General features: G+C 67.9%; 21 protein-coding genes and 1 pseudogene. 12 read left to right on the top strand and 10 right to left on the bottom strand.

Annotated elements, in window-relative coordinates; all coding sequences use genetic code 11:
- Positions 1–62: 62 nt before the first annotated feature.
- Both EV646_RS39410 and EV646_RS41005 read right to left on the bottom strand, forming a co-directional pair.
- Positions 63–641 (bottom strand): LysR substrate-binding domain-containing protein, encoded by a 579-nt coding sequence (locus EV646_RS39410; RefSeq protein ID WP_199237105.1) that lies wholly within the window; start codon positions 639–641, stop codon positions 63–65.
- A 143-nt stretch (positions 642–784) separates the two neighbouring features.
- A pseudogene (locus tag EV646_RS41005) lies at positions 785–955 on the bottom strand (LysR family transcriptional regulator); the annotation flags it as partial.
- A gap of 111 nt (positions 956–1,066) precedes the next feature.
- On the opposite strand from EV646_RS41005, the gene EV646_RS21475 reads away from it, so the two are divergent.
- The 4 genes from EV646_RS21475 to EV646_RS21460 all read left to right on the top strand — a co-directional run bounded on the left by EV646_RS21475 (position 1,067) and on the right by EV646_RS21460 (position 4,297).
- Positions 1,067–1,513: a YybH family protein gene (locus tag EV646_RS21475; protein WP_199237104.1), complete on the top strand. Its 447-nt coding sequence runs from the start codon at positions 1,067–1,069 to the stop codon at positions 1,511–1,513.
- A gap of 108 nt (positions 1,514–1,621) precedes the next feature.
- Positions 1,622–2,185 (top strand): YceI family protein, encoded by a 564-nt coding sequence (locus tag EV646_RS21470; protein WP_199237103.1) that lies wholly within the window; start codon positions 1,622–1,624, stop codon positions 2,183–2,185.
- 56 nt (positions 2,186–2,241) lie between these two features.
- Entirely contained in the window at positions 2,242–2,697 is a 456-nt protein-coding gene (locus EV646_RS21465; protein WP_199237102.1) for a hypothetical protein, read from the top strand.
- Positions 2,690–4,297: a multicopper oxidase family protein gene (locus EV646_RS21460; RefSeq protein ID WP_132151242.1), complete on the top strand. Its 1,608-nt coding sequence runs from the start codon at positions 2,690–2,692 to the stop codon at positions 4,295–4,297. The genes EV646_RS21465 and EV646_RS21460 overlap by 8 nt, the downstream gene beginning before the upstream one ends.
- 57 nt (positions 4,298–4,354) lie before the next feature.
- Here EV646_RS21460 and EV646_RS21455 read toward each other — a convergent pair whose 3' ends face one another.
- The 3 genes from EV646_RS21455 to EV646_RS21445 are packed head-to-tail and all read right to left on the bottom strand — an operon-like array spanning position 4,355 to position 11,621.
- Positions 4,355–9,385 carry an AAA domain-containing protein gene (locus tag EV646_RS21455; RefSeq protein WP_132151240.1) on the bottom strand — a complete coding sequence of 1,677 codons (5,031 nt, stop codon included), beginning with the start codon at positions 9,383–9,385 and terminating at the stop codon, positions 4,355–4,357.
- Entirely contained in the window at positions 9,382–10,551 is a 1,170-nt protein-coding gene (locus EV646_RS21450; protein ID WP_132151238.1) for a M48 family metalloprotease, read from the bottom strand. Before EV646_RS21450 ends, EV646_RS21455 begins: the two co-directional genes overlap by 4 nt.
- Before the next feature lie 38 nt (positions 10,552–10,589).
- Positions 10,590–11,621: an Lrp/AsnC family transcriptional regulator gene (locus tag EV646_RS21445; protein WP_132151236.1), complete on the bottom strand. Its 1,032-nt coding sequence runs from the start codon at positions 11,619–11,621 to the stop codon at positions 10,590–10,592.
- Between the two features lie 174 nt (positions 11,622–11,795).
- On the opposite strand from EV646_RS21445, the gene EV646_RS21440 reads away from it, so the two are divergent.
- The 6 genes from EV646_RS21440 to EV646_RS21415 are packed head-to-tail and all read left to right on the top strand — an operon-like array spanning position 11,796 to position 18,382.
- Positions 11,796–12,785, top strand: a complete 990-nt coding sequence (locus EV646_RS21440; RefSeq protein WP_132151234.1) for an ABC transporter ATP-binding protein — start codon at positions 11,796–11,798, stop codon at positions 12,783–12,785.
- Positions 12,782–13,753, top strand: coding sequence for an ABC transporter ATP-binding protein (locus EV646_RS21435; protein WP_132151232.1), 972 nt, complete (start codon positions 12,782–12,784; stop codon positions 13,751–13,753). The genes EV646_RS21440 and EV646_RS21435 overlap by 4 nt, the downstream gene beginning before the upstream one ends.
- On the top strand, positions 13,750–14,700 hold the full coding sequence (locus EV646_RS21430; protein ID WP_132151230.1) for an ABC transporter permease: 951 nt from the start codon (positions 13,750–13,752) through the stop codon (positions 14,698–14,700). Before EV646_RS21435 ends, EV646_RS21430 begins: the two co-directional genes overlap by 4 nt.
- The gene (gene opp4C / locus EV646_RS21425; protein WP_132151228.1) at positions 14,693–15,559 is read left to right on the top strand and encodes an oligopeptide ABC transporter permease; all 867 of its coding nucleotides are present in this window, start codon (positions 14,693–14,695) and stop codon (positions 15,557–15,559) included. The genes EV646_RS21430 and opp4C overlap by 8 nt, the downstream gene beginning before the upstream one ends.
- A gap of 37 nt (positions 15,560–15,596) precedes the next feature.
- Positions 15,597–17,204: an ABC transporter substrate-binding protein gene (locus EV646_RS21420; RefSeq protein ID WP_132151226.1), complete on the top strand. Its 1,608-nt coding sequence runs from the start codon at positions 15,597–15,599 to the stop codon at positions 17,202–17,204.
- Positions 17,204–18,382 carry a M20 metallopeptidase family protein gene (locus EV646_RS21415; RefSeq protein WP_132151224.1) on the top strand — a complete coding sequence of 393 codons (1,179 nt, stop codon included), beginning with the start codon at positions 17,204–17,206 and terminating at the stop codon, positions 18,380–18,382. The genes EV646_RS21420 and EV646_RS21415 overlap by 1 nt, the downstream gene beginning before the upstream one ends.
- 104 nt (positions 18,383–18,486) lie before the next feature.
- Here EV646_RS21415 and EV646_RS21410 read toward each other — a convergent pair whose 3' ends face one another.
- Positions 18,487–19,926, bottom strand: a complete 1,440-nt coding sequence (locus EV646_RS21410; protein WP_132151222.1) for a M12 family metallo-peptidase — start codon at positions 19,924–19,926, stop codon at positions 18,487–18,489.
- 184 nt (positions 19,927–20,110) lie between these two features.
- Between EV646_RS21410 and EV646_RS21405 the strand changes: the two genes are divergently transcribed.
- On the top strand, positions 20,111–20,554 hold the full coding sequence (locus EV646_RS21405) for a YciI family protein (RefSeq protein WP_132151220.1): 444 nt from the start codon (positions 20,111–20,113) through the stop codon (positions 20,552–20,554).
- Here EV646_RS21405 and EV646_RS21400 read toward each other — a convergent pair.
- Together EV646_RS21400 and EV646_RS21395 are read right to left on the bottom strand one after the other, a co-directional pair.
- Entirely contained in the window at positions 20,536–21,642 is a 1,107-nt protein-coding gene (locus EV646_RS21400; protein ID WP_132151218.1) for a zinc-dependent alcohol dehydrogenase family protein, read from the bottom strand. The genes EV646_RS21405 and EV646_RS21400 overlap by 19 nt on opposite strands.
- A complete protein-coding gene (locus EV646_RS21395; RefSeq protein WP_132151216.1) occupies positions 21,639–22,055 on the bottom strand; it encodes an acyl-CoA thioesterase in 417 nt (138 codons plus the stop codon). The genes EV646_RS21400 and EV646_RS21395 overlap by 4 nt, the downstream gene beginning before the upstream one ends.
- A 245-nt stretch (positions 22,056–22,300) precedes the next feature.
- On the opposite strand from EV646_RS21395, the gene EV646_RS21385 reads away from it, so the two are divergent.
- Positions 22,301–22,786, top strand: coding sequence for a DUF4188 domain-containing protein (locus tag EV646_RS21385; RefSeq protein WP_132151214.1), 486 nt, complete (start codon positions 22,301–22,303; stop codon positions 22,784–22,786).
- Here EV646_RS21385 and EV646_RS21380 read toward each other — a convergent pair.
- Together EV646_RS21380 and EV646_RS21375 are read right to left on the bottom strand one after the other, a co-directional pair.
- Positions 22,760–23,335 carry a kinase gene (locus EV646_RS21380; RefSeq protein WP_241996224.1) on the bottom strand — a complete coding sequence of 192 codons (576 nt, stop codon included), beginning with the start codon at positions 23,333–23,335 and terminating at the stop codon, positions 22,760–22,762. The genes EV646_RS21385 and EV646_RS21380 overlap by 27 nt on opposite strands.
- Positions 23,336–23,544: 209 nt before the next feature.
- Positions 23,545–25,440: an HNH endonuclease signature motif containing protein gene (locus EV646_RS21375; protein ID WP_158290996.1), complete on the bottom strand. Its 1,896-nt coding sequence runs from the start codon at positions 25,438–25,440 to the stop codon at positions 23,545–23,547.
- Between the last annotated feature and the right edge of the window lie 115 nt (positions 25,441–25,555).

Below are 25,555 nucleotides of genomic sequence, written 5' to 3'. Positions count from 1 at the left end.
CGTGGTCACCAGCGCGTCCGCAGCACGGCTGCGGGTCATAGTGGTCCCTCCCACCGCTGTGTCTAGCGGGAGTGCGGTTCGCCAGTGGTCCAGTTCCAGCCGGCGAGCGTGGTGCGCATCAGCCGGGCCGCGGTGGACAGGTGGCTGTCGGCGCCCCAGTAGAGGGTCACACTACGACGGCAGCCGGGGTCGTCGACGGGGATCCAGGCGAGGGGGGCGCGGGTGGCGCTGCGACGGGCGAAGGCAGGGACGAGACCGACGCCCAGGCCCGCGCTGATGAGGTCGGCGATCGCGCTGTGTTCGTCGCTCTCACACACGATTTTCGGGGTCAGGCCGTGCGCCGCGAAAAGCCGATCGAGCAGCCGGCGCAGCCAGTGACCGTTGCGTGCGGTGACGAACGACTGGTCGGCGAGTTCGCCGACGGTCACGGACGCACGGCCCGCCAGCGGGTGATCGAGGGGAAACGCCACTCCCACCTCCTCCTCGAACAGTTGCGTCGCCTCCAGGCTCTCGCCATGGATCGGTTGCGAGGCGACGCACAGATCGATCTCCTGGGCGCGCAGCCGGCGGGACATGTCTTCGGGCGGTGACCAGTGGAGTTCGATCTCGACGGCTGGATGGGAGCGCTTGAAGGCCGCCAACGGCCCGGTGAGGGTGAGGAAGGTCTTGAGGCCAGCCGTACCACGCCCAGGCCCTCGCCAGTGGCCTCGGTGACGGCACGCCGTCCCGCCTCGAGCTCGCCGAGGGCGCGTTCGACGTGATCGCGGAAGAGCCTGCCCATGTCGTTCAGCCGGAGTCGGCCGCTGCGGTCGAACAGCGGCACGCCCAGTTCGTCCTCCAGCCTGGCGATCGTGCGGCTCAGCGACGGCTGGGCGACATGAAGCTCGTCGGCGGCCCGGCTGAGGTGCTCCAGCCGGGCGACCACCAGGAACTGCCGGAGCGAGTTCAGCTCCATCATGCCTCCCAAAGCATAACTTCATAGCAATATAGATCTTAGACAAGATAGCCCGAGCGTCATAACTTCGTGGTGCGAGAAACCGCAAACCCACCACGAAAGGAACCTCCAGTGACGATCTCGACGCAACGTGAGACGGACGAAGCCCAGATCCGCCGGCAGATCGGCCAGATCGTTCAAGGACTCAAGGACAAGGACCTCGAGGGCTTGAAGCGCCTCTACACGCCGGAGGTCGTGTCCTTCGACGTCGAGCCGCCGATCCAGCACGTCGGGGTCGCGGCGAAGGCCCGGAACTGGGCCAACGTGTTCGAGTTCTTCGAGACCGTGACCTACGAGGTCCGGGACTTGACCCTCGCCGTGGGCGACGACGTGGCGTTCGGGTACGCCTTTGCCCGCCTCAGCGGCCAACTGAAGAACGGGACGGCCACGAACGGCATGTGGGTCAGGATCACCTACGGCCTGCGGAAGATCGACGGGACCTGGCTGATCGCCCATGACCAGGTCTCGGTGCCCCTCGACATCCAGAGCGGCAAGGGAATGACCGGCCTCGAGCCGTGACAAGCCACCGGGAACGGGCCGAACGCGGCCCGCCGGCGACCGCCTCTCCCGCACCACTGACGAAGACCCCGCGCCGAGTCCGTGCGCGCCACACCCATGGAGATGAATATGAGTATCACCCCAGCGACCGTCGCGATCCCCAGCTACCTGGTCGGAACCTGGAAGGCCGATCCGGCCCACTCCGAGATCGCCTTCTCCGTCCGCCACCTGATGATCAGCAAGGCGCGCGGCCGGTTCACCGCGTACGACGTCACGATCGTCACGGGCGAGGACCTCCTGGACTCGTCGGTCGTCGCGACGATCGACCTGGCGTCCGTCGACACCGGCAATGCGACCCGTGACGACCACCTGCGCACCGCCGACTACCTCGAGGTCGGGAAGTACCCGACGATGGACTACCGCTCGACCGGGGTTCGCCGGACCGACGACGGCTGGATCATCGACGGCGAACTCACGTTGCACGGCGTCACCCGACAGGTGCCGCTGGCCGTCGAGGTGAACGGGTTCGGCCCGGATCAGTGGGGCGGACAACGGGCCGGGTTCTCGGCGACCGCCCAGATCAACCGGCGCGACTTCGGCATCGACATCACCGTCCCGCTGGACGCCGGCGGCGTCGCGGTCGGCGACACGGTGTCGATCGGCCTCGAGATCGAAGCCGTCCTCCAGAAGTGACCCACCCCGGACCGGCGGCGGCACACCGGTTCTACGACGAGTGAGGAGGGTGACTCATGGTCACCGGATTCGACGGGGTCCGCCAGGCCGCTCCGGCCCGGCCCGGTCCCGCGCATCGAACGAGCCCTGCCGGGTGGGTACTGCGGGCGGTCGTCAGTGCCCACACGGCCGCGATATTCGGCCAGCCGGTGTTCGCCGGTATCTACCTCAGCGGCGAGTACGACGGCCTTCGCTTGCACGCGGCGGGCGCCGACGCCACCACCTCCATCGGCTACCTGCAGCTGATCGCGGCGATCGTGGTCTGGGCTCGGCTGCGTCAGGCCGGGCCCTTCCTCGCCACGCTGGCATTGGTGACGGCCGAGACGGTGCAGTACTTCGCCGGGATGGACGGGGCTCTCTGGCTGCACCTGCCACTGGGGGTGCTGACCATCGCGGGGCTCGTCGTGCAGTTCGTCGCCGTGTGGCGGCGGCCGCTCGGGCCGGTCTCACGTGCGGAGGACGACGATGAGTGAACTGACCAGGCGCCAGGTGCTGGGCCTCGGCGGGGCGCTCGGCCTGACCGCGGCCATCGGGCTGTCGACCGCGGCCGCGCTGTCCCGCCATCCGGCCGCCACCGGCGCGCAGTTGCGGAGCGCCGTACCGCTGCCACCCGCGTTCCGGACGCCGCTGCCGCTTCCGCCGATCCTGAAGCCCGTCGGCACGGCCGGCGGCGTCGACCGGTACGAGATGACGCAGCGCGAGGCGGTCGTGGAGATCCTGCCTGGCGTCAGGACGCCGATGTGGACCTACGAGGGCGTCTTTCCTGGACCGACGATCGAGGCCCGCCGCGGCCGGCCGGTCACCGTGACGCACCGCAACGAGCTGCCCGTGCCGACCGTCGTCCACCTCCACGGCGGACACACCACCGCGGCCTCCGACGGGTACCCGACCGACCTCGTCCTGCCCGAAGGCTGGCAGGACGAGGCCCACGGGACGCACCACATGCACGGCATGCCAGAGATGGGCGGAATGCCAGGCATGCGCGATCCGCGGGCCGTGGTGACGAGGTTGACCCGGGACTACACGTTCCCGATGAGCCAACGTCCGACGCTGCTGTGGTACCACGACCACCGCATGGACTTCACCGCCCCCGCGATCTGGCGCGGCCTCGCCGGGCTCCATGTCATCCGCGACGAGATGGAAGAGGAGCTCGGCCTGCCCGCCGGGCCCCGGGAGCTGCCGCTCGTGATCATGGATCGCGCCTTCGACGGCGACGGTGGCCTTCTCTACCCCTCCCTCGACCCCGCCCTGCGCACGCGGCCGGGCGTCCACGAGCCCTACCTTGCCGGGGTCCTCGGCGACGTGATCCTCGTCAACGGCGCTCCTTGGCCCGTCCACGAAGTCGACGCGGCCCGCTACCGGCTGCGCGTCCTGAACGCCTCCAACGCCCGGCATTACGAGCTCGAAGCCGTCACTGACGATGGGCGCCGGCTCGACCTCGTCCAGGTCGGCGCCGACCAGGGGTTGCTTGCCGCGCCGGTCTTGCACCGGTCGCTGCCGATCGCCCCGGCCGAACGATACGACCTGATCGTCGACTTCTCCGGCGTACCGGTCGGCGATCGCGTCAGGCTCGTCAACCGGCTGGGTTCGGGACGCACCCGCGACGTGATGGCCTTCCGCGTCGCCCGTAAGGCCGCCGACCCCAGCCGCATCCCACCCGTCCTCTCCCACGATCTGCCGACCTGGCGCCGGTCGGACGTGGTCCGCGCGCGTGACTTCTCCTTCCGCGCCGGGCGCATGCACGGCGACCACGGCTGGCTGATCGGCGGCCAGCCGTTCGACCCCGCCCGCACGGACGTCACGACCCGCCTCGGCGACGTCGAGGTCTGGCGCCTGATCGCCGACGTACACCACCCCGTGCACCTCCACCTGGTCGGGTTCCAGGTGCTCTCCCGCGGCGGAAGCCAACCGCGCCCACACGACGCGGGCCTGAAGGACACCGTCTCCCTCCGCCCGGGCGAATCCGTAGAGATCATCACGCGCTTCAACGGTTACCGCGGCCGCTACCTCTTCCACTGCCACAACGCCGAACACGAAGACATGGGAATGATGGCCAACCTCGAGATCATCTGACCCGCAGGCCACCCGCCGCCCGGCACGCGAGCCCACTGTTCAGCTGGGTGCGCGGTGTCAGCTGTCGATCGGGCGATTGAGGGTGTCCAGGAGGTGGGTGATCACGGTGTCGGGGGTGCGGGTCCAGTCGGTGGTGAGGATGTGGTGGACTCGCCAGCCTGTCGCGGTCAAGGCTCGGGGGTGCGTGGTCAGGCGCTCGAGCAAGGAATCGGCGGCGAGGCGGTCTGGCGTGTCGACCAGAACCGCGAGGCGATGCCCGGTGTCGCCAGGCAGCTTCAGCGCCAGATCACACCGAAAGACCGACTCGCCCACAGTTGTTTCCACCTCGACACCGTGGGCTTCCAAAGCCACTCGCACCTGTTCGACCACGGAGGTGGTGTCTCGGAGCGAAGCGGTGGGCCTGGAGAGGTTGTAGGGGGCGAGGGCGGCTTTGGCGGCTGGAGTGTCTCCTCGGGAGACGGCGGCGGCGTAGGTGAGGAAGCGGCGGAGGGTGTTGGCGCCGTCGTTGTAGGTGTTGGTGATGGCGTCGGGTTCGATGCTGCTGACAACGACCATGTGCTGGCGGGCACGGCTGAAGATGACGTTCAGGCGCTTCTCGCCGCCGGCGGTGTTGATCGGGCCGAAGTTCATCAGCATCCGGCCGTCCGGTCCGGCGGCGTAGCAGACGCTCATCAGGACGATGTCGCGCTCGTCGCCCTGCACGTTCTCGAGGTTCTTCACGAACAGGCCGACGTCCTGCTCGCCGTGTGTCCGGACCTGCTCGGCCTCGTACTGCGCGCCGAACGCCGGATCCGCGTCGGCCAACTCGTCCAGCGCGCGTTCGATCTCACCTTGCTGAGCCTCGGAGAACGCGACGATGCCCAGGCTCTTGCCGGTCTGCCGGGCGAGCAGCTCGCGCACCAGCCCGGCGATCCACCGAGCCTCGGCCGGATTGGTACGGCGTACATAGGTGCCGTCGACGAGTCGGACCGCCGTGATGCTGCCGGCCAGCAAGCTGTCACAAACCTCAGCCAGGGCAAATGAATCCGACCGCAGCGTCCACGGTGGGGCGACATGCGCAGGCAGCCTGTCCGGCACGGTCGCCAGCCGGCCCTGGTAGAACGCTGCGTTGCTGAACGAGATCAGCGCCTCCGACCGGCTCCGGTAGTGCCAAGTCAGCATCGTCGACGCGAGCCGCAACGCACTGATCGAGAGAAAGCTGTCCTCGGTCAACGCAATCCCCACGTCCTCGGCAGCCTCATCCTCTGTCTCCTGAGCTCCCGTGACCGCCAGCGGGTCGGTTCGGACTTGGAAGTACTGGGTTGGGGGGAGTTGCATTTGGTCGCCGACGACGATTACCTGGGGGGCTCGGTGGAGGGCTGGGATGGCTTCTTCTACTGGGATCTGGCTTGCTTCGTCGTAGATGACGACGTCGAAGGAGGTTGTCAGCGGCAACGTGTCGGAGACTGAGGACGGGCTCATCAGCCAGACCGGGCGAAGCAGTGACACCACCGCGCCGGCGGCTCCCGAGGCGAGGTCCCGGATCGAGCGGTAGCGCATCACCTTGCCGAACTCGTGCTCCAGCTCCCGTCGGCCAGTCGCGAAGGTCTTCTTCCGTGCGCGGTCCTCCGGCGACATCCCGCTCGCACTCAGCTCGGAATGAGCCAGCTCGGTCAGGAAGCGCCGCCGTACGCCGGCCACGACGACATCCGCGTTGACCGTCGTGAGCTCGTCGTACACCAGACTCAGCTCGCCGACGATCGAGTCCACTCGCGCCGACGTCACTTGCAGCGCGGCGGCCGATCGGGATCGGTCCCACTCCGCCGCGCAGATCGCGTACTCGAGCTGCTCCGGCGTCGCATCAAGCCGTTGTACGACGCTCAGCACGGACTCCGGCGCCTCGGCCAGCTCCCGCAGCGCGGGACCGACAGCCCGTACGACGGACTCGGCCGAGGCAAGCCTGAGCGCCAACTCCCGCACACCGGCCACGGTCAACTCGTCGTACTGCGGCACCAGCAGACCGGACGTGGACGCCTCGGCCTGCTCGAGCGCAGAAGCGATCCGGGCCAGCCCGGCTGGAACTCCGGCCCGCAAGGTGATCCGCCAATCACCAAGCCGCGGGTCGCTCCGGATCGCCGAAAGCCTGTCGGACAGCGCACGCGGATCGTCGGTGCCCCATTCGCGACCGGTCTGCTCCGTGTGCTCCCGCACCGCCGCGGTCGCATCGTGCGCTGCGACAAGGTCGGTGAGAGTGTCCACGACGGACGGCCGCACGGCTCGCGCCGTACTGTCGAAGCGGTCCTTGACCAGCGACTTCACCCGGCGCCAGTCGCCGCTGAGGAAGGAGAGCAGGCCGCCTTCCTTGCTCTCGGCAACCTTGAGTGCCGCCTTGGCATCCGCCGGTGCCAGCGGCTCGGACCAACCGGACGCCGAGGACCAGGCCGACCGCTCCGCGGCGACGAGGCGCTCTCGCTCCACCACCGCCGCTGCCAACCGCTGCGCCGCGGCTGAGCCCGGATCGACTACAGAGATGAGCTCGCGATCGGCGAGTGGGCCAAGCACCCGACCGACCTCGCCGAGCGCCCTGGCCTCCTTGACCAGCCAATCGCTCGAAGGGACGCCGGACTCCGCGAGTGCGGCAGCGACCGCAGCCCACTGGTTCTCAAGCGAGCGAGCGCGCCGAGGTGCGCCGGCATCACCCCACAGCGATGGCACGACGTACGCGAGCGGACTGCGCGCGAGCACGCCACCCGAGGCTGGATCCGCAGCAGCCAAGTCCTGTGCGACTCTCCGAACGACCGAGCGTGAAGGCCACCAGGCAGCCGGCGACGGAAGCAAGCCAGGATCCAGGTCCAACCGGTGATCCCGCAGCTCGGCCAGCCGGTTCACGATGTCACGCAGGCCGGGCTCTCCGAGGGCCAGGTGATCCTCGAACGCCGAGACCGTGGCGAGCAGCTGATCCACCCGCGCCACCAGCGAGTCCCGTCGTACGGCAAGCGCATCCAGGTCGTCCGAAGCGGTGAGCCAGCTCTCGTAGGTCTCGCGCAGGCCGTGGACGAACGCCTTCTTGTCCGCCTGCGAGTCGTGAATCAGCGTGCAGAGCCCGTCCAGCCGCCGGCTCGCCAATCGAGCGTGTACGACGTCGAGCGCGGCCCGCTTCTGGCAGACGAACAGCACTCGCTGACCGCGGGCGACGAGGTCCGCGATCATGTTGGTGATCGTCTGCGACTTGCCGGTGCCCGGCGGGCCCTGGATCACGAAGCTCTCACCCCGCTGGGCACGCGCGATCGCCGCGACCTGCGAACCGTCCGCGGGCACCACCAGATGCCGTTCGGCGACGGGCAGTTCGGGCGGCGAGCTGCTGAGCGGCCGCGGCCGGTCGGAGAACAATTGGTCGAACGACGGACACGACTGCCCGGTCGCGAGGAGCTCGTCGTAGTCGCGGACCAGGCCGAGCGTGCGGTAGTTGAAGTTCGCCAGCGACACCGCGCACAGGTCGATGTCCCACGAGTACGGACCGCCCTCGGTGTCGAGCGTGTACGTGTCGGTCTCGATCACCGCCGGCCGCCGCGGTTCGGATCCGAGCGCGATGCTCAGCGGAAGCTCCGGCGCGGCCAGCTGCGAGCGGAAGATCTGTACGCCGAGCGGCTCGTAGTCGCTGCGCCGATAGGAGTATGCGTACTGCCGGCCGCCGAACTCGTGCACGGTGTTGCCGTGCTGCCGGCGGCGGTAGCTGCGCAGCTTCAGCATCGCCCGCTGCCGGACCAGGTCGATCCGCGGCCGTTCCCGCAGGTGCAGCCGCAGTCCCGGCTCAGTCGCCTTGATCTGCTGCGAGAGGCTCTCGTGCAAGTCCGCGATCGCGCGCGGATCGGCGAGATCGACCTTCTCCGGGAGGTTGATCCCGTACAACTGGTGCAGGTGGTGCCGCAGCGTCGGGTTGACCTCGGCGACCGGATCGGTGATGCGCAGCGTGTACGAATCCCGCACGCCGCGCTTCCTGGTCAACTCCACCTTGGCCAGCACCAGCGGCGACGCCAGCCGGGTCGCCGGGTCGTTCTTCAGGTCGTGCCACCGCAGGAACGCCGGGATCAGGCGCAGCTGGTCCTGCCCGTACTCCGCTCGGTCCCGCCTGGCCGTGGCGATCAGCTTGTCCAGAGCGTTCGCGGCGTACGGCGCTTCGTCGTACCGGATCCATTTGCCGAGGGGCTGGGCCTTGCCGAGCAGCGACGCGGCGAGGTCCTCCCGCCAGGTGAACAGCTGTTCGGGGCGGATCGTGCGTACGTCGAGCATCAGCGGGACGGACGACTCGGTCAGGTTCAGCGTCTGCGCGGTGGGGCGGAAGTTCACCAGCCGGTTGCGCCGGGACAGGTCGAACAACCGGTCGCGCAGTGCCCGGAGCACCGCCGTACGACGGTCGGCCGCGCCGCGGGTGATGGCCTCGACGTCGAAGTCGAGTGGTTGGTCGCGATAGTTCTCGAGCTGCTCGATCAGCGAGCGGAGGTCCTGAGCGCGGCGGTGCCGGCTCGGCTCGGCCATCTGGGCGGCCACCGAGACGATGACTGGGTGCAGGCCTGGATCGAGGGCGTAGAGGTTGCCTCTGGCCTCGATCAGCCGGGCGACGTCCTCGGTCCGGGACAGGTCGAGACCGCAGCCAAGGCCGATCAGGAGCTGGCCGAGGCTGAAGATGTCGGTGAGCGGATCGTGGTGACCGACCACGTGCTCCCAGCACTGCCACCCGGCCACGTGCACGGGCGCCGTGATGGCGGCCGCGACCGGCTCGACCACCGTGGTCTTCGGCCGGCCACCGCTGTCGCCGAGATCCAGGTCGGACTGCCGGTGCGCGACTACCTCGAATGCCGCTGCGACAGGCCCTTCGCGGAGATCGAGTTCACGCTGGTTGAGCACCGGCCGGCCGGCGTCCTCGGGACCGAAGCCGAGCCGCGCCTGCTCGTCGACAACAATCCGGTCGAGCCCGCGCAGCGGCGCGACCAAACCGCGCTCGTGCACCGCGGCCGTCGCATGGAACAACGGCAGCACCGCCGCCAGCAATGCGTCGTTGCCGAGCCCGCCCTGCGAGACCGCCAACGCAACGAGGTCCTTGGCGCTCACCCGACCACCTCGTCTGCGGCCTGGGTGAGCTTTGCGCGGCGCTTGTCGCTCCAGCCGAGTTCGTCATCGGCCAGATCGTCGTACGACGTGAGCCGCGCGCGCCGGGCGATCGCCAGCGAGGCGACGAGCCCGGCATCGCCGGTGTCCGGATCGGCCGTGGCCAGGTCCAGCAGCAGGTAGCACAAGTACCGTTTCGTTGCCTCGGTCAACGGACGAGGTCGCGGCAACGGCGCGCCGTCGACCGGCCGCACCGCCAGCGGCTCGTCGAACCGCGGAAACGACGTACCCGGTTCACCAAGGGGCCGATCCGTGAACCCAGCAGCAAAGGTAGCGACGGCGTCCGTACGCAGGCCGTCGGTCTGCGCGATCCAGGCGGCGAAGTCCGCGCTCAGCTCGCGCAGCACCACAGCGTCCAGCAGGTCCGGCGCGTCGACGTCGAGCGGACCGGTGATCAGCGACTCCACGTCCTCACCGGCGAGCCAGTTCTTCAGCGCCCAGGCCCGGGCGACGCCCTCGGGATGGGTCGTGCCCCGGCTCCCTGTGCTCAGATCCAGCTCGTCCGCCTGCCGCAGGTAGGCCTCGGGGTCCGCCGTACTCAGCCCGGTCTGGAGCTTGAGCAACGCGCGGACCGTCGTACTGAGGTCACCGCAGGCCGTCAACGCACCGCGGTCGGCGTACAACTCCGTAGCCAGGCCCCAGCGCCGATGGGTCTCCAGATACTGCGCCGGCGTCCGGGCGTCCCCAGCCGCCGCGTCCAGGAGCCGGTCGACCGCGAGATACGCGCCGTCCTCCGCATCCCACAGCACCCGGTGCGCCAACTCGTGACCCATCACCGCCGTCAGCTCGCCGGGCTCCAACTGATCGAGCAACGAGCCCTCGAAGACGACGATCGCCTTCCCGTCCTGGTGCAGGTAGAACGCATTGGCGTCCCCGTTCCCCCGCACCTGGAAGAACTCGACCTCCGCGTCCACGCCCAGCGCCTCCGCCGCGCGTCGCCCCGCCTGATGCACCGCCGGATGCGCGCTCTCCTCCAGCCGATACGCGTTCCGCAGCAACACGTCGCCAACCCCACCCACGGGCCCACCCCGCAACGCCGCCCACGCGTGCTCATCCACCCGGCGCACATAAGCCAGCACGCTCCGGTGGTACCCCAACGCGGACAACATTCCGTCACCATAACCACGCCCACCGACGAAAGTTCTCGTCAGCGGGTTGGAGGGATGAACTTGGCATGGTGACCGGAGGGGGTGAGGGTATGGCCGAGGCGTTTGGGAAAGCGGGGCAGCAGCCAGCGTTCCTCGGCGCGGGCGGTGGGGAACGCGCGGGCGATCTTGGTTTCGATGGCGTCGAGTTCGCGCAGGTCGCGCAGCCAGAAGGCGACGGCGAGGTTGGCACGGTTCACGACCGAGCAGCACATCCGCGTCTGCGGCATCAAAGCCAGCCCGGCTCCGACCATCTCCAGCTGATGGTGTGGAACGCGGAACCAGACCATCACCGATGCGTTGTAGCCGACCAGGTTGTGCGCGAAGTCCACCCGGGTGCGGGCCCACGGCGCATGCATGATCTGGCCGATCGCGCGGGTGACGGTGGCGACGCTCTTGCCCAGCTCCTCGGCGATCGCCGTCGCGGAACGGCGGATGTCACCGGCCAGGCAGCCGATGACGAGTTCGTGCAGCCGCGTCGGTACGGCGGGCGCGTCGATCCCCGTTACCGGCAACGCCTGCAGAGCCTTCACCTGGCGCTGACTCAGCACGCCGGGCCGCCAACTCGTTCCCTCCTTGAAGAAGGTCCGGGTGAAGTGCGTCCGAGTCCGCCGTACGCCGGGATCCGCGGCCAGCTCCGTCGCGACAAAAGCGTCGACCTCGGCGACCGACGGGCAGGACAGCGTGAGGACCAGGTCCGGACCACCAGACGTGCATTCGATCGTCAGCACCGACGGCGTACGGGCGATGTTGTCGATGACGCTCTCGCGACGACCGGCCTCGCAGTACACCAGGACCAGAGCCAGTACGCCGGTCAGCGGGTGGACGGAGGCGTCGAACCGGCCGTCGCGGCGGTCCGGATCAGCCGGGCTGACCGCGAAGCAGGAGCTCCACACCAGCCCCGTCTCGACCAGCCGGGACCACCGTCGCGACAACGTCGACGCGTCGACCCCCAGGATCGCCTCGAGCTGCGACCAGCCGGCCCGCGGGCTGAGCTGTAAGGCGTTAACCAGCGCGAAATCTACGTCGTCCACAACTCAAAATCCCCGCATGCGTCACAACGGCCACGCAAGTTCTCTGCGATGTCATGACAAGAATTTGATCGTCTGCGCGGACGGCGGAACATCGTCGGTGAGCCACTCGCAACCGCCCTTATCCTGACCCGACCCGGACAGTGTGAGCTCCTCGTCGCCCCCTTGGAGGATCGCTTGTCAGTTACTCCGTTGCTGCAGGTCGACGGTCTGCGGACCGAGTTCAGCACCGATCAAGGACCGGTCACCTCGGTGGACGGCGTCAGTTTCAGCCTCGCGCCCGGCGAGACGTTGTGCCTGGTCGGCGAGTCCGGCAGCGGGAAGTCGGTGTCCGCGTTGTCGATCATGGGACTGCTGGCCCGGAACGGCCGGATCACCGCGGGCTCGGTCCTCTTCGAGGGCCAGGACCTGGTCGGGCTGCCCGATCGGGAGCTGCGCCGGGTTCGCGGGCACGCGATCGCGATGATCTTCCAGGAGCCGATGACCTCGCTGAACCCGGTGCTGACGATCGGCGACCAACTGGCCGAGACGATGATTCTGCACCTCGGGCTGACCAAGGCCCAGGCCCGGCAACGGGCGATCGAGCTGCTCGAGAAGGTCGGCATCCCCCGCGCCAAGGACGTCGTCGACGACCACCCGCACCGGTTGTCCGGCGGGATGCGGCAGCGGGTGATGATCGCGATGGCGTTGAGCTGCGAGCCGAAGCTGATCATCGCGGACGAGCCCACGACAGCCCTGGACGTGACCATCCAGGCGCAGATCCTGCGGCTGATGCGCGAGCTCAGCGCCGAGACCGGTACGGCGATGATCTTCATCACCCACGACCTCGGAGTGGTGGCGGAGATGGCCGACCGGGTCGCGGTGATGTACGCCGGTCAGGTCGTCGAGGAGACGGACGTCTACACCTTGTTCGACGATCCGAAGCACCCGTACACCAGCGCCTTGCTGCGATCGATCCCGCACATCACCACCCCGGCCGGCGACCGGCTCAACCCGATCTCCGGCTCGGTGCCGAACCTGCTGCACATGCCCACCGGCTGCCGTTTCCACGACCGCTGCCTCCAGGCGATGGACCGTTGCGCGACCGAGCCGCCCGAACTTCTTCCGGTTGCCAGCCAGCACTCGGTCCGCTGCTGGCTGTACGACGAAACGGAGGTCCCGGCATGACGGATCCACTCCTGCAGGTCCGCAACCTCAAGCGCTACTACCCGATCCGCAAAGGTGTGATCGCCCGTACGGTCGGACACGTACGCGCGGTCGACGACGTCAGCTTCGACGTGTATCCAGGCGAGACGCTCGGCATCGTCGGCGAGTCCGGCTGCGGCAAGTCCACCACCGGGCGAGCCGTCGTACGGCTGGAAGCACCCACGGCTGGTTCGGTCGTGTACGACGGCACGGACATCGCCGGGCTGTCGACCGCGAAGATGCGACGGCTGCGGACCGAGCTGCAGATGGTGTTCCAGGATCCGTACTCCTCGCTCAACCCGCAGATCCGGATCGGCGAGCTGCTGGCCGAGCCCCTGATCGCGCATAAACGACTCGACCGTACGGCGGCCCACGCGAAGGCCGCCGAGATGCTCGAGACCGTAGGCCTGCCGAAGCTGTACCTGAACCGCTATCCACACGAGCTGTCTGGTGGCCAACGGCAACGAGTCGGCATCGCGCGGGCGCTGATGCTCGAACCGAAGCTGATCGTCTGCGATGAACCGGTCTCGGCGCTGGATGTATCGATCCAGGCGCAGGTGCTCAACCTGCTGAAGGATCTGCAGGGCGAGTTCGGCCTGACCTACGTGTTCATCAGCCACGGACTCGGCGCGATCAAGTACATCAGCGACCGGATCGTGGTGATGTACCTCGGCAAGGTGATGGAGACCGCGACCACCGCGGAGATCTTCGCGCAACCGAAGCATCCGTACACCGAGATCCTGCTCGACGCGTATCCCGAGCCCGACCCACGGCTGCGGGACCGGCAGCGGATCATCGTCGAGGGCGACGTACCGAGCCCGGCCAACCCACCGAAGGGCTGTGTTTTTCACACCCGTTGCCCGTATACGAAGGACATCTGCCGCACCGAGAGCCCACCGCTGGCCGACGGCGTCGCCTGCCACTTCCCACTGGAGGCGGCCGGCAGATGATCGCCTACCTGATCCGCCGGCTGCTGATCGGTATCCCGGTCCTGCTCGGCGTCACCGTGATCAACTTCTTCATCATCAACCTGGCCCCGGGCAGCCCGGCCGACCTGTTCCTCTCACCGACCGCGACCCCCGAGGACGTCGCCCGGACCGAGGCCGAGCTCGGGCTGAACAAGCCGATCTTCGTCCAGTACGTCAACTGGCTCACCCAGTTGCTCCACGGCAACCTCGGCGTCTCGTTCCAGAACCGCGAGCCGGTCACTCAGCTGATCGGCGACCGGATCGGCCCGACCCTGCTGCTGATGGGTACGTCGCTCGTCGTCGCCTACCTGGTCGCGATCCCGATCGGCATCATCGCGGCCCGGCGGCGCAACACGGTCGTCGACTACGGCGTCGTCGGCGCGTCCTTCCTTGGCATCTCGGTGCCGCACTTCTTCCTCGGCCTGGCGATGATCTACGTGTTCGCGCTGACGCTCGGCTGGTTCCCGACCGGCGGCATGCTCACCCTCGGCCGCGGCGGTGGGTTCGCCGATCGGCTGTCCCATCTCGTCCTGCCGGTCGTCGTACTCGCGACGGCGATCGCGGCGAACATGGTCCGGTACGTGCGGTCGAGCATGATCGACGCTTTCGGCCAGGACTACATCCGGACCGCGAAGGCCAAGGGCCTCGGTACTTCGGTGATCACCAACAAGCACGCGCTCCGGAACGCGCTGATCCCGGTCGTGACGGTGATCGGCGTCGACCTGTCCGCGCTGATCGGCGGCGCGATCGTCACCGAGCAGATCTTCCAGTGGCCGGGGATCGGGCTGCTGACGATCCAGTCGATCGGCGCTCGCGACTACGCCGTACTGATGGGCATCAACCTGATCGCGGCAGTGGCCGTGTTCGCCGCCAACCTGCTCACCGACATCGCCTACGCGGTGGTGGACCCGAGGGTCGCTTATGCATAAGAGGGTTGAACCGGAGGCCGGGCGGTCGTCCGCTCGGCTGATGCTGCGGCGGTTCCTCAAGCACCGGATGGCGGTCGCCGGACTGGTGGTCGTCGTTCTGATGGTGCTGATGGCCGCGCTGGCGCCCGTACTCGCGCCGCACAATCCGAACCAGATCTTCGACAAGTTCGAGGCGTCGCCGTCGAGTGAGCACCTGCTCGGCACCGACTCGGTCGGGCGGGACGTGCTCAGCCGGCTGATCTATGGCGCCCGGGTGTCGATGAGCGTCGGCGTCGGAGCAGTCGTCGTGTACGTCGTGATCGGCGTACTGCTCGGTCTGCTCGCCGGGTACTACGGCCGCTGGGTGGACCAGGTGATCATGCGGATCACCGACGTGTTCATGTCGTTCCCGTACTTCATGGTGATCCTGATCCTGGTCAGTGTGCTCGGCCCGAGCCTGCTCACCATCATCGTGGTGATCGGCGTCCTCGCGTGGCCGATGATCGGCCGGCTGGTTCGCGGCAGCGTGCTGTCGATCAAGCAGACCGACTACGTCCAGGCCGCGGTGGCGCTCGGCTACCGGACGCCGCGGATCCTGTTCCGGCACATCCTGCCGAACGCACTGTCGCCGATCATCGTGAACGCGACCTTCGGCGTCGCCCAGGCGATCATCCTCGAGTCCGGGCTGAGCTTCCTCGGGATGGGAGTCCGGCCGCCCGCGGCCAGCTGGGGCAACATGCTCAGCGAGGCGCAGTCGATCACCGTGCTGTCCAGCCAGCCGTGGATCTGGATCCCGCCCGGCCTGATGATCCTGCTCGCCGTCCTCGCCATCAACTTCGTCGGCGACGGCCTCCGCGACTCGATGGAGTCCCGCTCCTAGACCTGCCCCGCCCCCACTGCCCGAGAAGGGACCTCCCATGAATAGACCAAGACGGCTCAGCTGGATAGCGATAACCCCGCTGTTGCTGATCGCATCCTCGTGTGCGGGCGATGCCGGCGGCTCGGCCGGTGACACGCTGTACGTCGGCACGGTCAACCCGCCAGCCAGTTTCAACCCGATCAACCAGGCTGACGTGGCCGGGCAGTTCGCGACGCGGTTCGTGATGGACACCTTGATGGACCAGCCCGAGCCGCTGAAGTTCGTCCCGAAGCTGGCCGAGTCGATCGAGAGCAAGGACAACAAGACCTTCACCGTGAAGCTGCGGACCGGCGCCAAATGGAGCGACGGACAGCCGATCACCGCGAAGGACGTCGTCTACACGATCAACCTGATCGCCAACAAGGACTCGCTCACCACCCTTGGTGGCAACATCGCGCCACTGACCGGGCTCGATGGAACCGGCAAGCTGCCGAAGGGGCAGACCGCCGTACCGGGGCTGAAGGCAACGGATGACACCACGGTCGTGTTCACTACCAAGACGCCGACGGACCCGAACTACGTCAAGGAGATGATCGGCACCAAGATCATCATCATGCCCGAGCACGTACTGGCGAAGACCGCGCCGGCGCAGATCGACGACAGCAAGTTCGCCCAGCTCCCGGACGTGGTCAGCGGCCCGTACAAGTTCACGAAGTACACCCAGAACGCGAGTATCGAGTACGCCGCCAACCCGGACTACTACGCCGGTACGCCGAAGATCGCCAAGCTGATCATGAAGATCATGCCGGCCCCGAACCTGGCCGGTGAGCTGCAGACCGGGTCGATCATGATGAACTCCGGCGGCGGCATCGGGAACGTCCCGTTCCAGGACCTGAAGACGGTGCAGGGGATCAAGGACGTCGACACGTCGGTGAACCCGACGATCGGGTTCCAGACGATCCAGTTCAACGTGAAGACCTTCCCGGACGCGCGGATGCGGCAGGGGCTCGCGCACGCGATCAACCGCAAGCAGATCGTCGACGAACTGCTGCTCGGCAACGGCGAGGTGGTCGACGGGCCGTACACCAGCCAGAGCCCGTTCCTGGACAAGGACCTGAAGACGCTGACCTACGACCCGGCGCTGGCGAAGAAGCTGCTCACCGAGGCGGGCTGGGACTTCAGCCGGAAGATCAACTTCGTCGTCCCGACCGGGAACAAGATCCGCGAGCGCTCGGCCGACATCATGCTGCAGAACTTCAAGGCGATCGGGCTGAACGTCGTCCAGACCAACTACGACTTCCCGACCACGCTGGCCAAGGCGCGGGCGAAGGATCACGACATGGTGCTGATGGGGCTGACCTTCAACATCGACCCGGACGTATCCAACATGTACGCCTCGAACGGCTCCTTCAACCTGACCGGCTACGACTCGCCCGAGACCGACAAGCTGCTGGCGGCCGGCAAGTCCGAGGCGAACACCGCGGCCCGGCACAAGACCTACGACGAGCTGCAGAAGGTGTGGCAGGCTGATCTACCGGTGTTCACCCTCTACTCCGACTACGCCGTGGCAGCGACGAACAAGTCGGTGGCGGTGGGTGGCGCAACCCCGTTCTGGCCGGGCACCGTGGCCAACATCGGGCAGTGGGCCTTCGAGGGAGCGAACTGATGAACCTTGTCGAGGAAGCCGCCGCGATCGCACCTGACCTGATCGGGCTGCGACGCGAACTCCACCAGATCCCCGAGGTCGGCCTCGAGCTGCCGAAGACGCAGGCGCTCGTGCTCGATGCCGTGGCCGGGCTGCCGCTGGAGATCGGCACCGGTAAGGAGCTGACGTCGGTGATCGGCGTACTGCGAGGTGGTCAGCCCGGGCCGACGGTCCTGCTGCGGGGTGACATGGACGCGCTCCCGGTGGTCGAGGAGACCGAGCTCGAGTACATGTCGACCAACGGGAACATGCATGCCTGCGGCCACGATCTGCACACGGCCGGTCTGGTCGGTGCGGCCCGGCTGCTGAGCGCGCATCGCGAAGAGCTGCAGGGCAACGTGATCTTCATGTTCCAGCCGGGCGAGGAAGGGCTGGGCGGTGCCGGGTACATGCTGCGCGAAGGCCTGCTCGCCGCCACCGGTGACAAGCCGATCGCGGCGTACGCCGTTCACGTCTGGTCGCAGGCGGAGAAGGGCCTGTTCCAGACCCGGCCGGGGACGATGATGGCCGGCTCGAACCAGTTGCACATCACCGTCCAGGGCAAGGGCGGCCACGGCTCATCGCCGTACACGACCGTCGACCCGGTGCCGGTGGTGGCAGAGCTCGTACTGGCGCTCCAGACCTATGCGACGCGCAAGATCAACGTGTTCGATCCCGTGGTGATCACAGTGACCCAGCTCGCGGCCGGGATCGCCGTGAACGTCATCCCGAACGCGGCGAAGCTCGGCGCGACAGTACGGACGCTGTCGAACGAGACCTTCGATCAGCTGTCCCGGGAGTTGCCCGCGCTGGCCGAGGGGATCGCGTCGGCGTACGGGTGCACAGTTGATGTCGACTTCAGCAAGCAGTACCCAGTGACGATCAACGATCCCGACGCGACTGTGGACACCGTTGCCGAGCTGGGGCAGCTGTTCGGGGTGGATCGAGTGACGCCGCTGGACAACCCCTTGATGGGGTCGGAGGACTTCTCGATGGTGCTGGACGAGGTGCCCGGCTCGTTCATCATGCTCGGCGCTCGGCCGGACGATGTGGGTGAGGACGGGCCGTCGAACCACTCGAGCGTGGTGCGCTTCGACGACGCCGTACTCGGTGACGAGGCGGCGGCGCTGGCGCAGCTGGCTTTGGCGAAGCTGACTTAGGAACCTGCGGTTGGTCGGCCCGCCAGAGGCCGACCAACCGCAGGGGTTCTTCTAGGAAGGACCCGGGGCCGTCGATCTCGGTGGGATCGACGGCCCCGGGTAGCTCAGCTTGCTTTGACGCGGACCGTATAGGCGCCGCGGCTGCCGTACGTCGAGTAGCCGGTGTCGAGTGGGTCGCCGTACCCGACGTTCTCGATCCGGAGGTAGTAGCGGCCCTTCGCCAGCTCCTTGTCGATACGTCCGGACACGCCGGTCGGTGTGGACGCGTCGTTCTGACCGGAGGCGGGGTTGGACGTGGCGATCACCGTGCCGGCGGAGTTCAGCAGCTGAAGCCGGATGTCCAGGTTCGCGCCGTCCGGAGCGGGCATGGCGTGCATGGTGTACTTGCCGGCCGACACATCGAACCGGAAGACGTCCTTGTCCGCGTCGCTGGCGTAGATGCCCTTCTTCCAGCTGCCGAGCGTCAGCGCCGTCGCGGTGGCGGTGGTATCGCCGTGGTCGTCGGCCCGCAGCGCCAGGCCGTTCTCCGCCACGACGGCGAAGTCGTCCTGCTTGTTGTTGGCATCGGCGTACTCACCCTTGCTCCACTGGGTGATCGCCTTGTTGTAGCCCACGCCCATGATCGGCGCCCAGGCACCGTGGCCCTTGTAGTAGTTCACTGACGAGGTGCCGTCGTGGCTCAGACCGACGTTGTGACCGGCCTCGTGCGACGCGGCCTCGGCGAGGTTCTTCGCGCCGGTGCCGACGCCCTTGGTGAAGACCATCGCGGGCTGGTAGTACGAGTGCTGGCTGGTCCGGTCGTAGACACCGACGTACGCGATGCCACCGCAACCACAGCTGGACTGGTACCAGCTGCTCGGGTCGATGAGTACGCGCGTCCCGTACTGCTGGTCCGCCGCATCGGTCCGGGTGATCGCCGACTCCGGCGGCGCCTGAGTGGTCACGTCCACGTCGAACGGCGCGTAGTCCTCGGCGACCCGAGCCCACACGTCGTGTACGACGTCCTGCTCAGCGGTGCTCCAGTTGCTCTTGTTCCCGTCGGTGTCGTAGGCGGGGACCTTGACCGTTTCGGGCTTGCCGTCGGTGTTCCACCCCGTACCGGTGATGGTGTGGCCGTCGAAGTCCAGGTAGATGGTCCGATTCGAGCCCTTCTTGCTGTGCAGCTCGAAGGCCGGACCGGTCGCGCCGGTGACTGCCGCGGTCGCGAAGCTCGGGGAGGCTTCCGACGTACTGGAGGTGGCTCCGGCGACAGGCTCGCGGTAGAAGAGCGTGCCGTCCTTGTCCAGCCAGCTGGTCTTGTCGGTCGCCAGGATCCGCTCCAGCTGCGGAGCAGGGATCCCGTTGCGCTCGGCCAGCTCGGCGAGTCGCGACTGTACCTTGCCGAGGGCGGCCTTACCCTGAAGCTCCTGGCCCAGGATCTGGTCGATGGGGGTCGGTTCCGGTTGCCGGGCGTCGGCCTGGTTGCCGGCCACCACGGCCAGCGCACCGAAGACAACGGCACCGGCGCCCACCAGAGCACCGGTTCGGCGGAAACGGCTATGCATAAATAGGGGTCCTAGCCTCACTGTGTGACGTGCCTCACTTGCTGTGCGCCTCCGCGCACTGTCCGTAGCCTGCCCCGAACGTTGCCCCGCTGTATATGACTTTCGGCGGAATTAACCTTCGTCTGCTGAGCTGCGGTGGGGCCATCATTGCTGGGGTGGAGGGTCACCAGGAGGGGAGATTCCGATGCGGTTCATGATGATGTTCCAGGCCAGCGAGGCGTCCGAGGCGGGGCAAATGCCGAGCGAGAAGAGCCTCACCGAGATGACCTTGGTGATGTCGGAGATGGCCGAGAAGGGCGTTCTGCTCGCCGGCGAAGGGCTGCTGCCGAGCTCCGAGGGCTTCCGGATGCAGCTCAGCAACGGCAAGCAGCGGGTCGTCGACGGCCCCTTTGCCGAGACCAAGGAGCTGATCGCCGGGTTCTGCCTGATCGAGGTCGGCTCCCGCGAGGAAGCGCTCGAGTGGGGCTGGCGCTGCCTGGCCGCCGACGACGGCAACAGCAGCGGGCTGGAGATCCGGCAGGTCGCCGGCCCGGACGACTTCGGCGCCGAGTTCACGCCCGAGGCGCGGGCTCGGGAGGAGCAGACGTTCCTGAAGGCCGCTGAGAACCTTCAGAAGAGCAACACCTGACGGATCGACGCCCCGGCGGCGAGTTCGTCGAAGGCTTCGTTCAGGTTGTCGAGGTTGACGGTTTTTGTCAGCAACCGGTCCACCGGGAGCCGGCCGGCCTGGTAGAGCGCGATGTAGCGCGGGATGTCGCGGCTCGGGATCGACGAGCCGAGGTACGAGCCTTTCACCGTGCGTTCCTCCGCGACCAGGCTGACGGCCGGCACGCTGAACATCTGCGCCGGGTGCGGCAGTCCGACGGTGACCGTCGTACCGCCGCGGCGGGTGGCGGCGTACGCCTGCTCGAGCACGTTCGCGCTGCCGACCGTCTCGAAGGCGTAGTCGGCGCCGCCCCTTGTTGCCTCCCGTACCTGTTCGAGCGCGTCGTTGTCGCGGGCATCGATCGCGTGAGTGGCGCCGAGGTCGCGCGCGAGCGCGAGCTTCTCCGGTACGACGTCTATCGCGACCACCGGGTGTGCACCGACCAGGACCGCGCCGAGCAGCGCCGACAGGCCGACGCCGCCCAGGCCGAAGATGGCGACGCTCCGGCCGGCTCTCACCTGGGCCGTGTTGACCACCGCGCCGACGCCGGTCATCACCGCGCAGCCGAACAGCGCGGCGATCTCCGGTGGCAGGGTCGGGTCGATCTTCACCGCCGAGCGCGCCGAGACGACCGCGTGGTCGGCGAAGCCTGAGACCCCGAGGTGGTGATGCACGCCGTCCAGACGCCGTACTCCATTGAGAAGCGTGCCGGCGCTGTTGGCCGCGGCGCCTGGTTCGCACAGCGCGGCGCGACCTTCGGCGCAGGGGCCGCACTCACCGCAGGCGGGCACGAAGGCGAACGCGACCGTGTCTCCTGCGGTGAAATTTGGGGCTTCGGAGTGGACGACTTCACCGGTCGCCTCGTGGCCGAGGAGCATCGGCATCACGCGCGGCCGGGAGCCGTCGATCACTGACAGGTCCGAGTGACACAGTCCTGCGGCGCGGATCCGGACCAGCAGCTCACCAGGCCCGGGCGGCGCCAGCTCGACCTCTTCGATCCGCAGCGGCCGGGATTCGGCGTACGGGCTGGGCAGACCCATTTCCCGCAGTACGGCGCCTCGCACGATCATCCGGTGATCCCTTCGAGTGCTGCGCGGATGCGATCCGGGACCGGCACCGGGCGGCGATCCTCCCGGCCGACGAACACATGCACGAACCGCCCGGTCGCGGCGGGCGCGTCCGAGCCCGCGCGGAACAAGCCGATCTCGTACCGCACGCTCGAGTTACCCAGCTTGCCGACCCGCAATCCGGCGTCGACCGTGCCCGGAAATTCCAGCGGCTTCTTGAACGTGCACTGCGAGTCCACACACAGCCCGATCACCCCGCCATCGTGGATGTCGAGCCCACCGACCCGGATCAGAAAATCATTGATCACCGTGTCGAAAAAGCTGTAGTACTCCACGTTGTTCACATGCCCGTAGACGTCGTTGTCCTTCCACCGCAACGTAATCACACTGAAGTGCGGAAAAGACCTACGCTCCATCCGGCCACCATAGAGGCATGACGTTCGTGCTGATCCCCGGAGCAGGATGTACGCCGTGGCACTGGCAGCCGCTGACGGACGAGACGCGATCGGGCGGGACGACCTGCTGTTTCCGGCAGACTTCATGCGGCGGATGACACGAGCGTCTCGGGTTCACGCCGGACGAACTACCAGGCGCCCACTTCCCGATGCTCGGGCATCCGCGGGTAGTGGCCGATTATCTGACGAGCTGAAGGGTGGGACGGATGGGTGTGGTGGAGGGGCGCCAGACGGCGGCGTATGACGGGGAGATCGTCGTGTTTCTGATTGGGATGCGGATCAACTCGCTGCGGGCGGTGCGGGCTTGGTTGCCGGTGGTTCGGGCGATGGGGCCGATGTTGCGGGAGCTGTCGAAGGATCCATCTAGTGGGCTGCTTGGGTTCCGGACGATGCCGACGTGGCGCGGTGTCACCTTGATCCAGTACTGGGAGTCCGTGGAGAAGCTGCAGGCGTTCGCGAATGACAGTGGGCGGACGCATCGGCCGGCGTGGGTGGACTACTTTCGGCAGTCGTTCAAGGGCGGGGCCGCTGGGATCTGGCATGAGACGTACGTCGTGCCGGCCGGGAACACCGAGACGATCTACGGGAACATGCCGCTGACCGGGCTCGGCAAGGTCGCCGGTGTGGTGCCGGTGGGGAAGCGTGGGGAGACGGCAGCCGAGCGGTTAGGTGGCGAGGGAGCAGGTGGGTGAGCAGCCGCAGGGGCGTTGGGCGACGGCGCCGCCGGTGGTCCAGGTGAGGTCGGTGATGATGCGGTCCACGGTTTGATCCAGGGTGCTGGAGGGTTCGATGATCTGCTCGCCCTCGACGCCCAGGAGGTCGTTCGGCTGGTACCAGTCGCGCATTTGCTCCGGGGTGGCCTTCCCCAGTGGCTTGGTGGCGTGTCGCCGAAGCGTCTCTTCGAAGGAGAGCTGGAAGTAGTAAACGCCTGTCACACCCGCGTGGTCCGCGATCAACTGGTGCAGCATCTCGCCGTACGTCGGTTTGTAGAAGATGCCTTCCAGGATCACGTGGTAGCCGTGGTCGAGGGCGTAGCGGGCGGTCTGGTCGATCAGGGCGATGTTGGGGGCGCCGGCGCGATCGTGTTCGCGGAGCAGGATCCGGCGTAGGTAGTCCTGTTCGACCCAGGCGACCCCGCGCCCGACTCGCCGCCGTACCTCCTGCGCCGTGGTGCTCTTGCCGGATCCGGAGTTCCCCCGCAGTACCACCAGCCGCGTCGTAGCATCCCCAAGTTTCGCCACCCCGGAGACCCTAGACCACGCCGGAGCTGCGCGGCAGGATCCGACCGCGTCGAACATCCCTCGCGCCGGCATCTCACAGATCCCGCCACGCTCGCTGCTCTCGGTTGTACTGCGATAGCGAAAGGACGATGGCATCTACCAGGGCAGAAGCGCCGCTCTGCGGCAGACAGAAGGTGAACCTCAGGCCTTCTTCCGCGGCCTTCTCGTCATCACAGATCGACCGGCGTACCGACCGGTGGCACCGGGTGGGTGCCGGTGTGGTCGACGTGGAAGCGGAACCCGTGCGGGCTGGTCCACTCGATGCCGCCGGTGGGCAGCCTGCGGCTCTGCCATCCGCCGAAGGTTTTGGCGCGGTGGTGGAGTCGCCCGAGCGGTATGAGGTTGTCGGGATCGGTCTGACCTGGTGGACCGGTCCGGTCGTACGGCGTGATGTGGTCCTGGTCCATCCGGGTGGTCGCCTCGGCCGCGCCGTACGGGAACATGTCGACCGGGTGCCGGAGCCGGACGCGTTCGCGGATGCGGTCGGGGATTTCGTAGCTGTGGACATTGACCTGTTCGGCCAGGTCGATGACGGGCTTGACGACGATCTGGTCGTGGCCGAGCAGTTCGCTCAATTGGTTGAGCAGCAGCGGTCCGAGTTCTTCGACCCGGAGCACGCCGTTGCGGGTGGCAAGTGCCTTGTCGGTGAGGTGGACGTACAGGGTGTGCCGGTTGGCGCGCTGCCCGGTGTCGGCGGCGAGGCCGTGGCTGTAGGCGTGCTGCTTGAGCGCCGCGAGCCTGGCCGGAAGTGAGCCCGCCAGGGTCCGCCGCGTAAACGCGTCCGACTCGTACGGCGGCATGCCTGATGCACCGGAGTCGGCCGCCGTGCCGTGGTGATCCGGGTCGTCCCAACCCTCCGGGCCCGGATCGTCATCGGAAACGGCCCAATCGGCCGGAAGGGCCGGGTCCGAGGCATCGGCGCGAGCGTCGTCGTCGGTCTCCGCGTTGCTGTCAGGGCCGGTGCTGGTGGGCTCGCCGCTCGGGCTGCTGCTGTCGGGTGCGCAAGAGTCTTCGCTGACGACGGCATCGTCGGTGGGGTCACAGCGAGGGTCGGTGTCGGTCTCCGCGTCCTGATTGATATGGCCTGCGAGGGCGTCGACCGGCTCGTCGTGGCCAGTAGGTCGGTCGTTCGGCGCGGGCCAGTGGTCACTGTTGGGGTAGTCGTCCTCGGCAGGCCAGTCGTCCGGCGGCTCGGTGGGGCCGGTGTCCTCTGTGGTGTGGTCGCTGTCGCCGCGGGCGGGTGTCGTGGACAGGTTGTCGTCGTTGTCGGGGATGTGGGGCCGGGTGCGGGCGAGGTAGCGGGCGACCTGGAGGAGGTGGTGGGCGGCGGCCGGGTCGGCGATCCAGCCGATCGCCTTGGCGCGGCGCTCGTCCAGGGAGTCGGGGTCGCCGAGGATCTTCAGGGCGTGGGCGATGTCGTTGATGGTGGCGTCGAAGCGGATCACGTCGCCGGCGGCGGCGCGGACCCAGAACCGTTTGGTGCCGTGGTCGTCGGAGGGGCCGACGTAGACGCCGCGGGCTTTGGCGACCGCCTCGGCGTGGGCCCTGGCCAGGTCGGGGTCGGCCTCCCACATGGCGGCCTTCACGATGGTGGCCAGTTTGGTCGGGGTGACGGTGTTGACGATGCCGACGACGCGGCGGTCGACGATCGCGGCCGCCTCCAGCGACAGCGACAGGCAGGCGTGGGCGATCTTGCGGGCCCGCCACGCGACCGCGTTCCCGGCCAGCACGGCGGCCCAGATCCTGGGCAGCCGGTGCCGCAACGCCAACGCCTCACCGATGAAGGAGGCGGCCGCGCCGGTGGACATCCGGGTGACGGCGCCGAACTCGACCGGGGCGAACTCGGCCACCCCGGGGCAGCCGTCACCGCCGTACACCTTCAAGCGTTCGGTGCCGGGCAGCACCTCGCCGCGGTCGGGGGCGTGGTCGATGACGGCGTGCCGGTCGGCGTAGGCGAGGGCGGCCTCGAGCAGCCGCACCGCCGCGTGTTCTTGGACGTCGACGAACTGCGCCGCGGCGACCAGCAGGTCCGCGGTGTCGAGCTCATCCAGGTCATCGTCGAACATGTATCCGAGCATATGTTCGATTGGATGCCGAGGCAAATCAGCCAAGGCCGGAATCCCCTTATCCACAAGGGGATTCCGTCACATTCGAAGCCGCTACAAAAGTGGTAGGCAGCAG

The organism is Kribbella antiqua, assembly GCF_004345665.1.
Taxonomy (GTDB): Bacteria; Actinomycetota; Actinomycetes; order Propionibacteriales; family Kribbellaceae; genus Kribbella; species Kribbella antiqua.
Note: the sequence above shows the minus strand (reverse complement) of the source record. Positions and strands in the feature narration are given on the sequence as shown.

Coding starts and splice junctions, on each gene's coding strand:
- EV646_RS21410 (WP_132151222.1), bottom strand. CDS start 19,926: ATGCATAGCCGTTTCCGCCGAACCGGTGCTCTGGTGGGCGCCGGTGCC.
- EV646_RS21470 (WP_199237103.1), top strand. CDS start 1,622: ATGAGTATCACCCCAGCGACCGTCGCGATCCCCAGCTACCTGGTCGGA.
- EV646_RS21465 (WP_199237102.1), top strand. CDS start 2,242: ATGGTCACCGGATTCGACGGGGTCCGCCAGGCCGCTCCGGCCCGGCCC.
- EV646_RS21375 (WP_158290996.1), bottom strand. CDS start 25,440: ATGTTCGACGATGACCTGGATGAGCTCGACACCGCGGACCTGCTGGTC.
- EV646_RS21385 (WP_132151214.1), top strand. CDS start 22,301: ATGGGTGTGGTGGAGGGGCGCCAGACGGCGGCGTATGACGGGGAGATC.
- EV646_RS21415 (WP_132151224.1), top strand. CDS start 17,204: ATGAACCTTGTCGAGGAAGCCGCCGCGATCGCACCTGACCTGATCGGG.
- EV646_RS21450 (WP_132151238.1), bottom strand. CDS start 10,551: ATGTTGTCCGCGTTGGGGTACCACCGGAGCGTGCTGGCTTATGTGCGC.
- EV646_RS21430 (WP_132151230.1), top strand. CDS start 13,750: ATGATCGCCTACCTGATCCGCCGGCTGCTGATCGGTATCCCGGTCCTG.
- EV646_RS21435 (WP_132151232.1), top strand. CDS start 12,782: ATGACGGATCCACTCCTGCAGGTCCGCAACCTCAAGCGCTACTACCCG.
- EV646_RS21395 (WP_132151216.1), bottom strand. CDS start 22,055: ATGGAGCGTAGGTCTTTTCCGCACTTCAGTGTGATTACGTTGCGGTGG.
- EV646_RS21400 (WP_132151218.1), bottom strand. CDS start 21,642: ATGATCGTGCGAGGCGCCGTACTGCGGGAAATGGGTCTGCCCAGCCCG.
- EV646_RS21420 (WP_132151226.1), top strand. CDS start 15,597: ATGAATAGACCAAGACGGCTCAGCTGGATAGCGATAACCCCGCTGTTG.
- EV646_RS21405 (WP_132151220.1), top strand. CDS start 20,111: ATGCGGTTCATGATGATGTTCCAGGCCAGCGAGGCGTCCGAGGCGGGG.
- opp4C (WP_132151228.1), top strand. CDS start 14,693: ATGCATAAGAGGGTTGAACCGGAGGCCGGGCGGTCGTCCGCTCGGCTG.
- EV646_RS21460 (WP_132151242.1), top strand. CDS start 2,690: ATGAGTGAACTGACCAGGCGCCAGGTGCTGGGCCTCGGCGGGGCGCTC.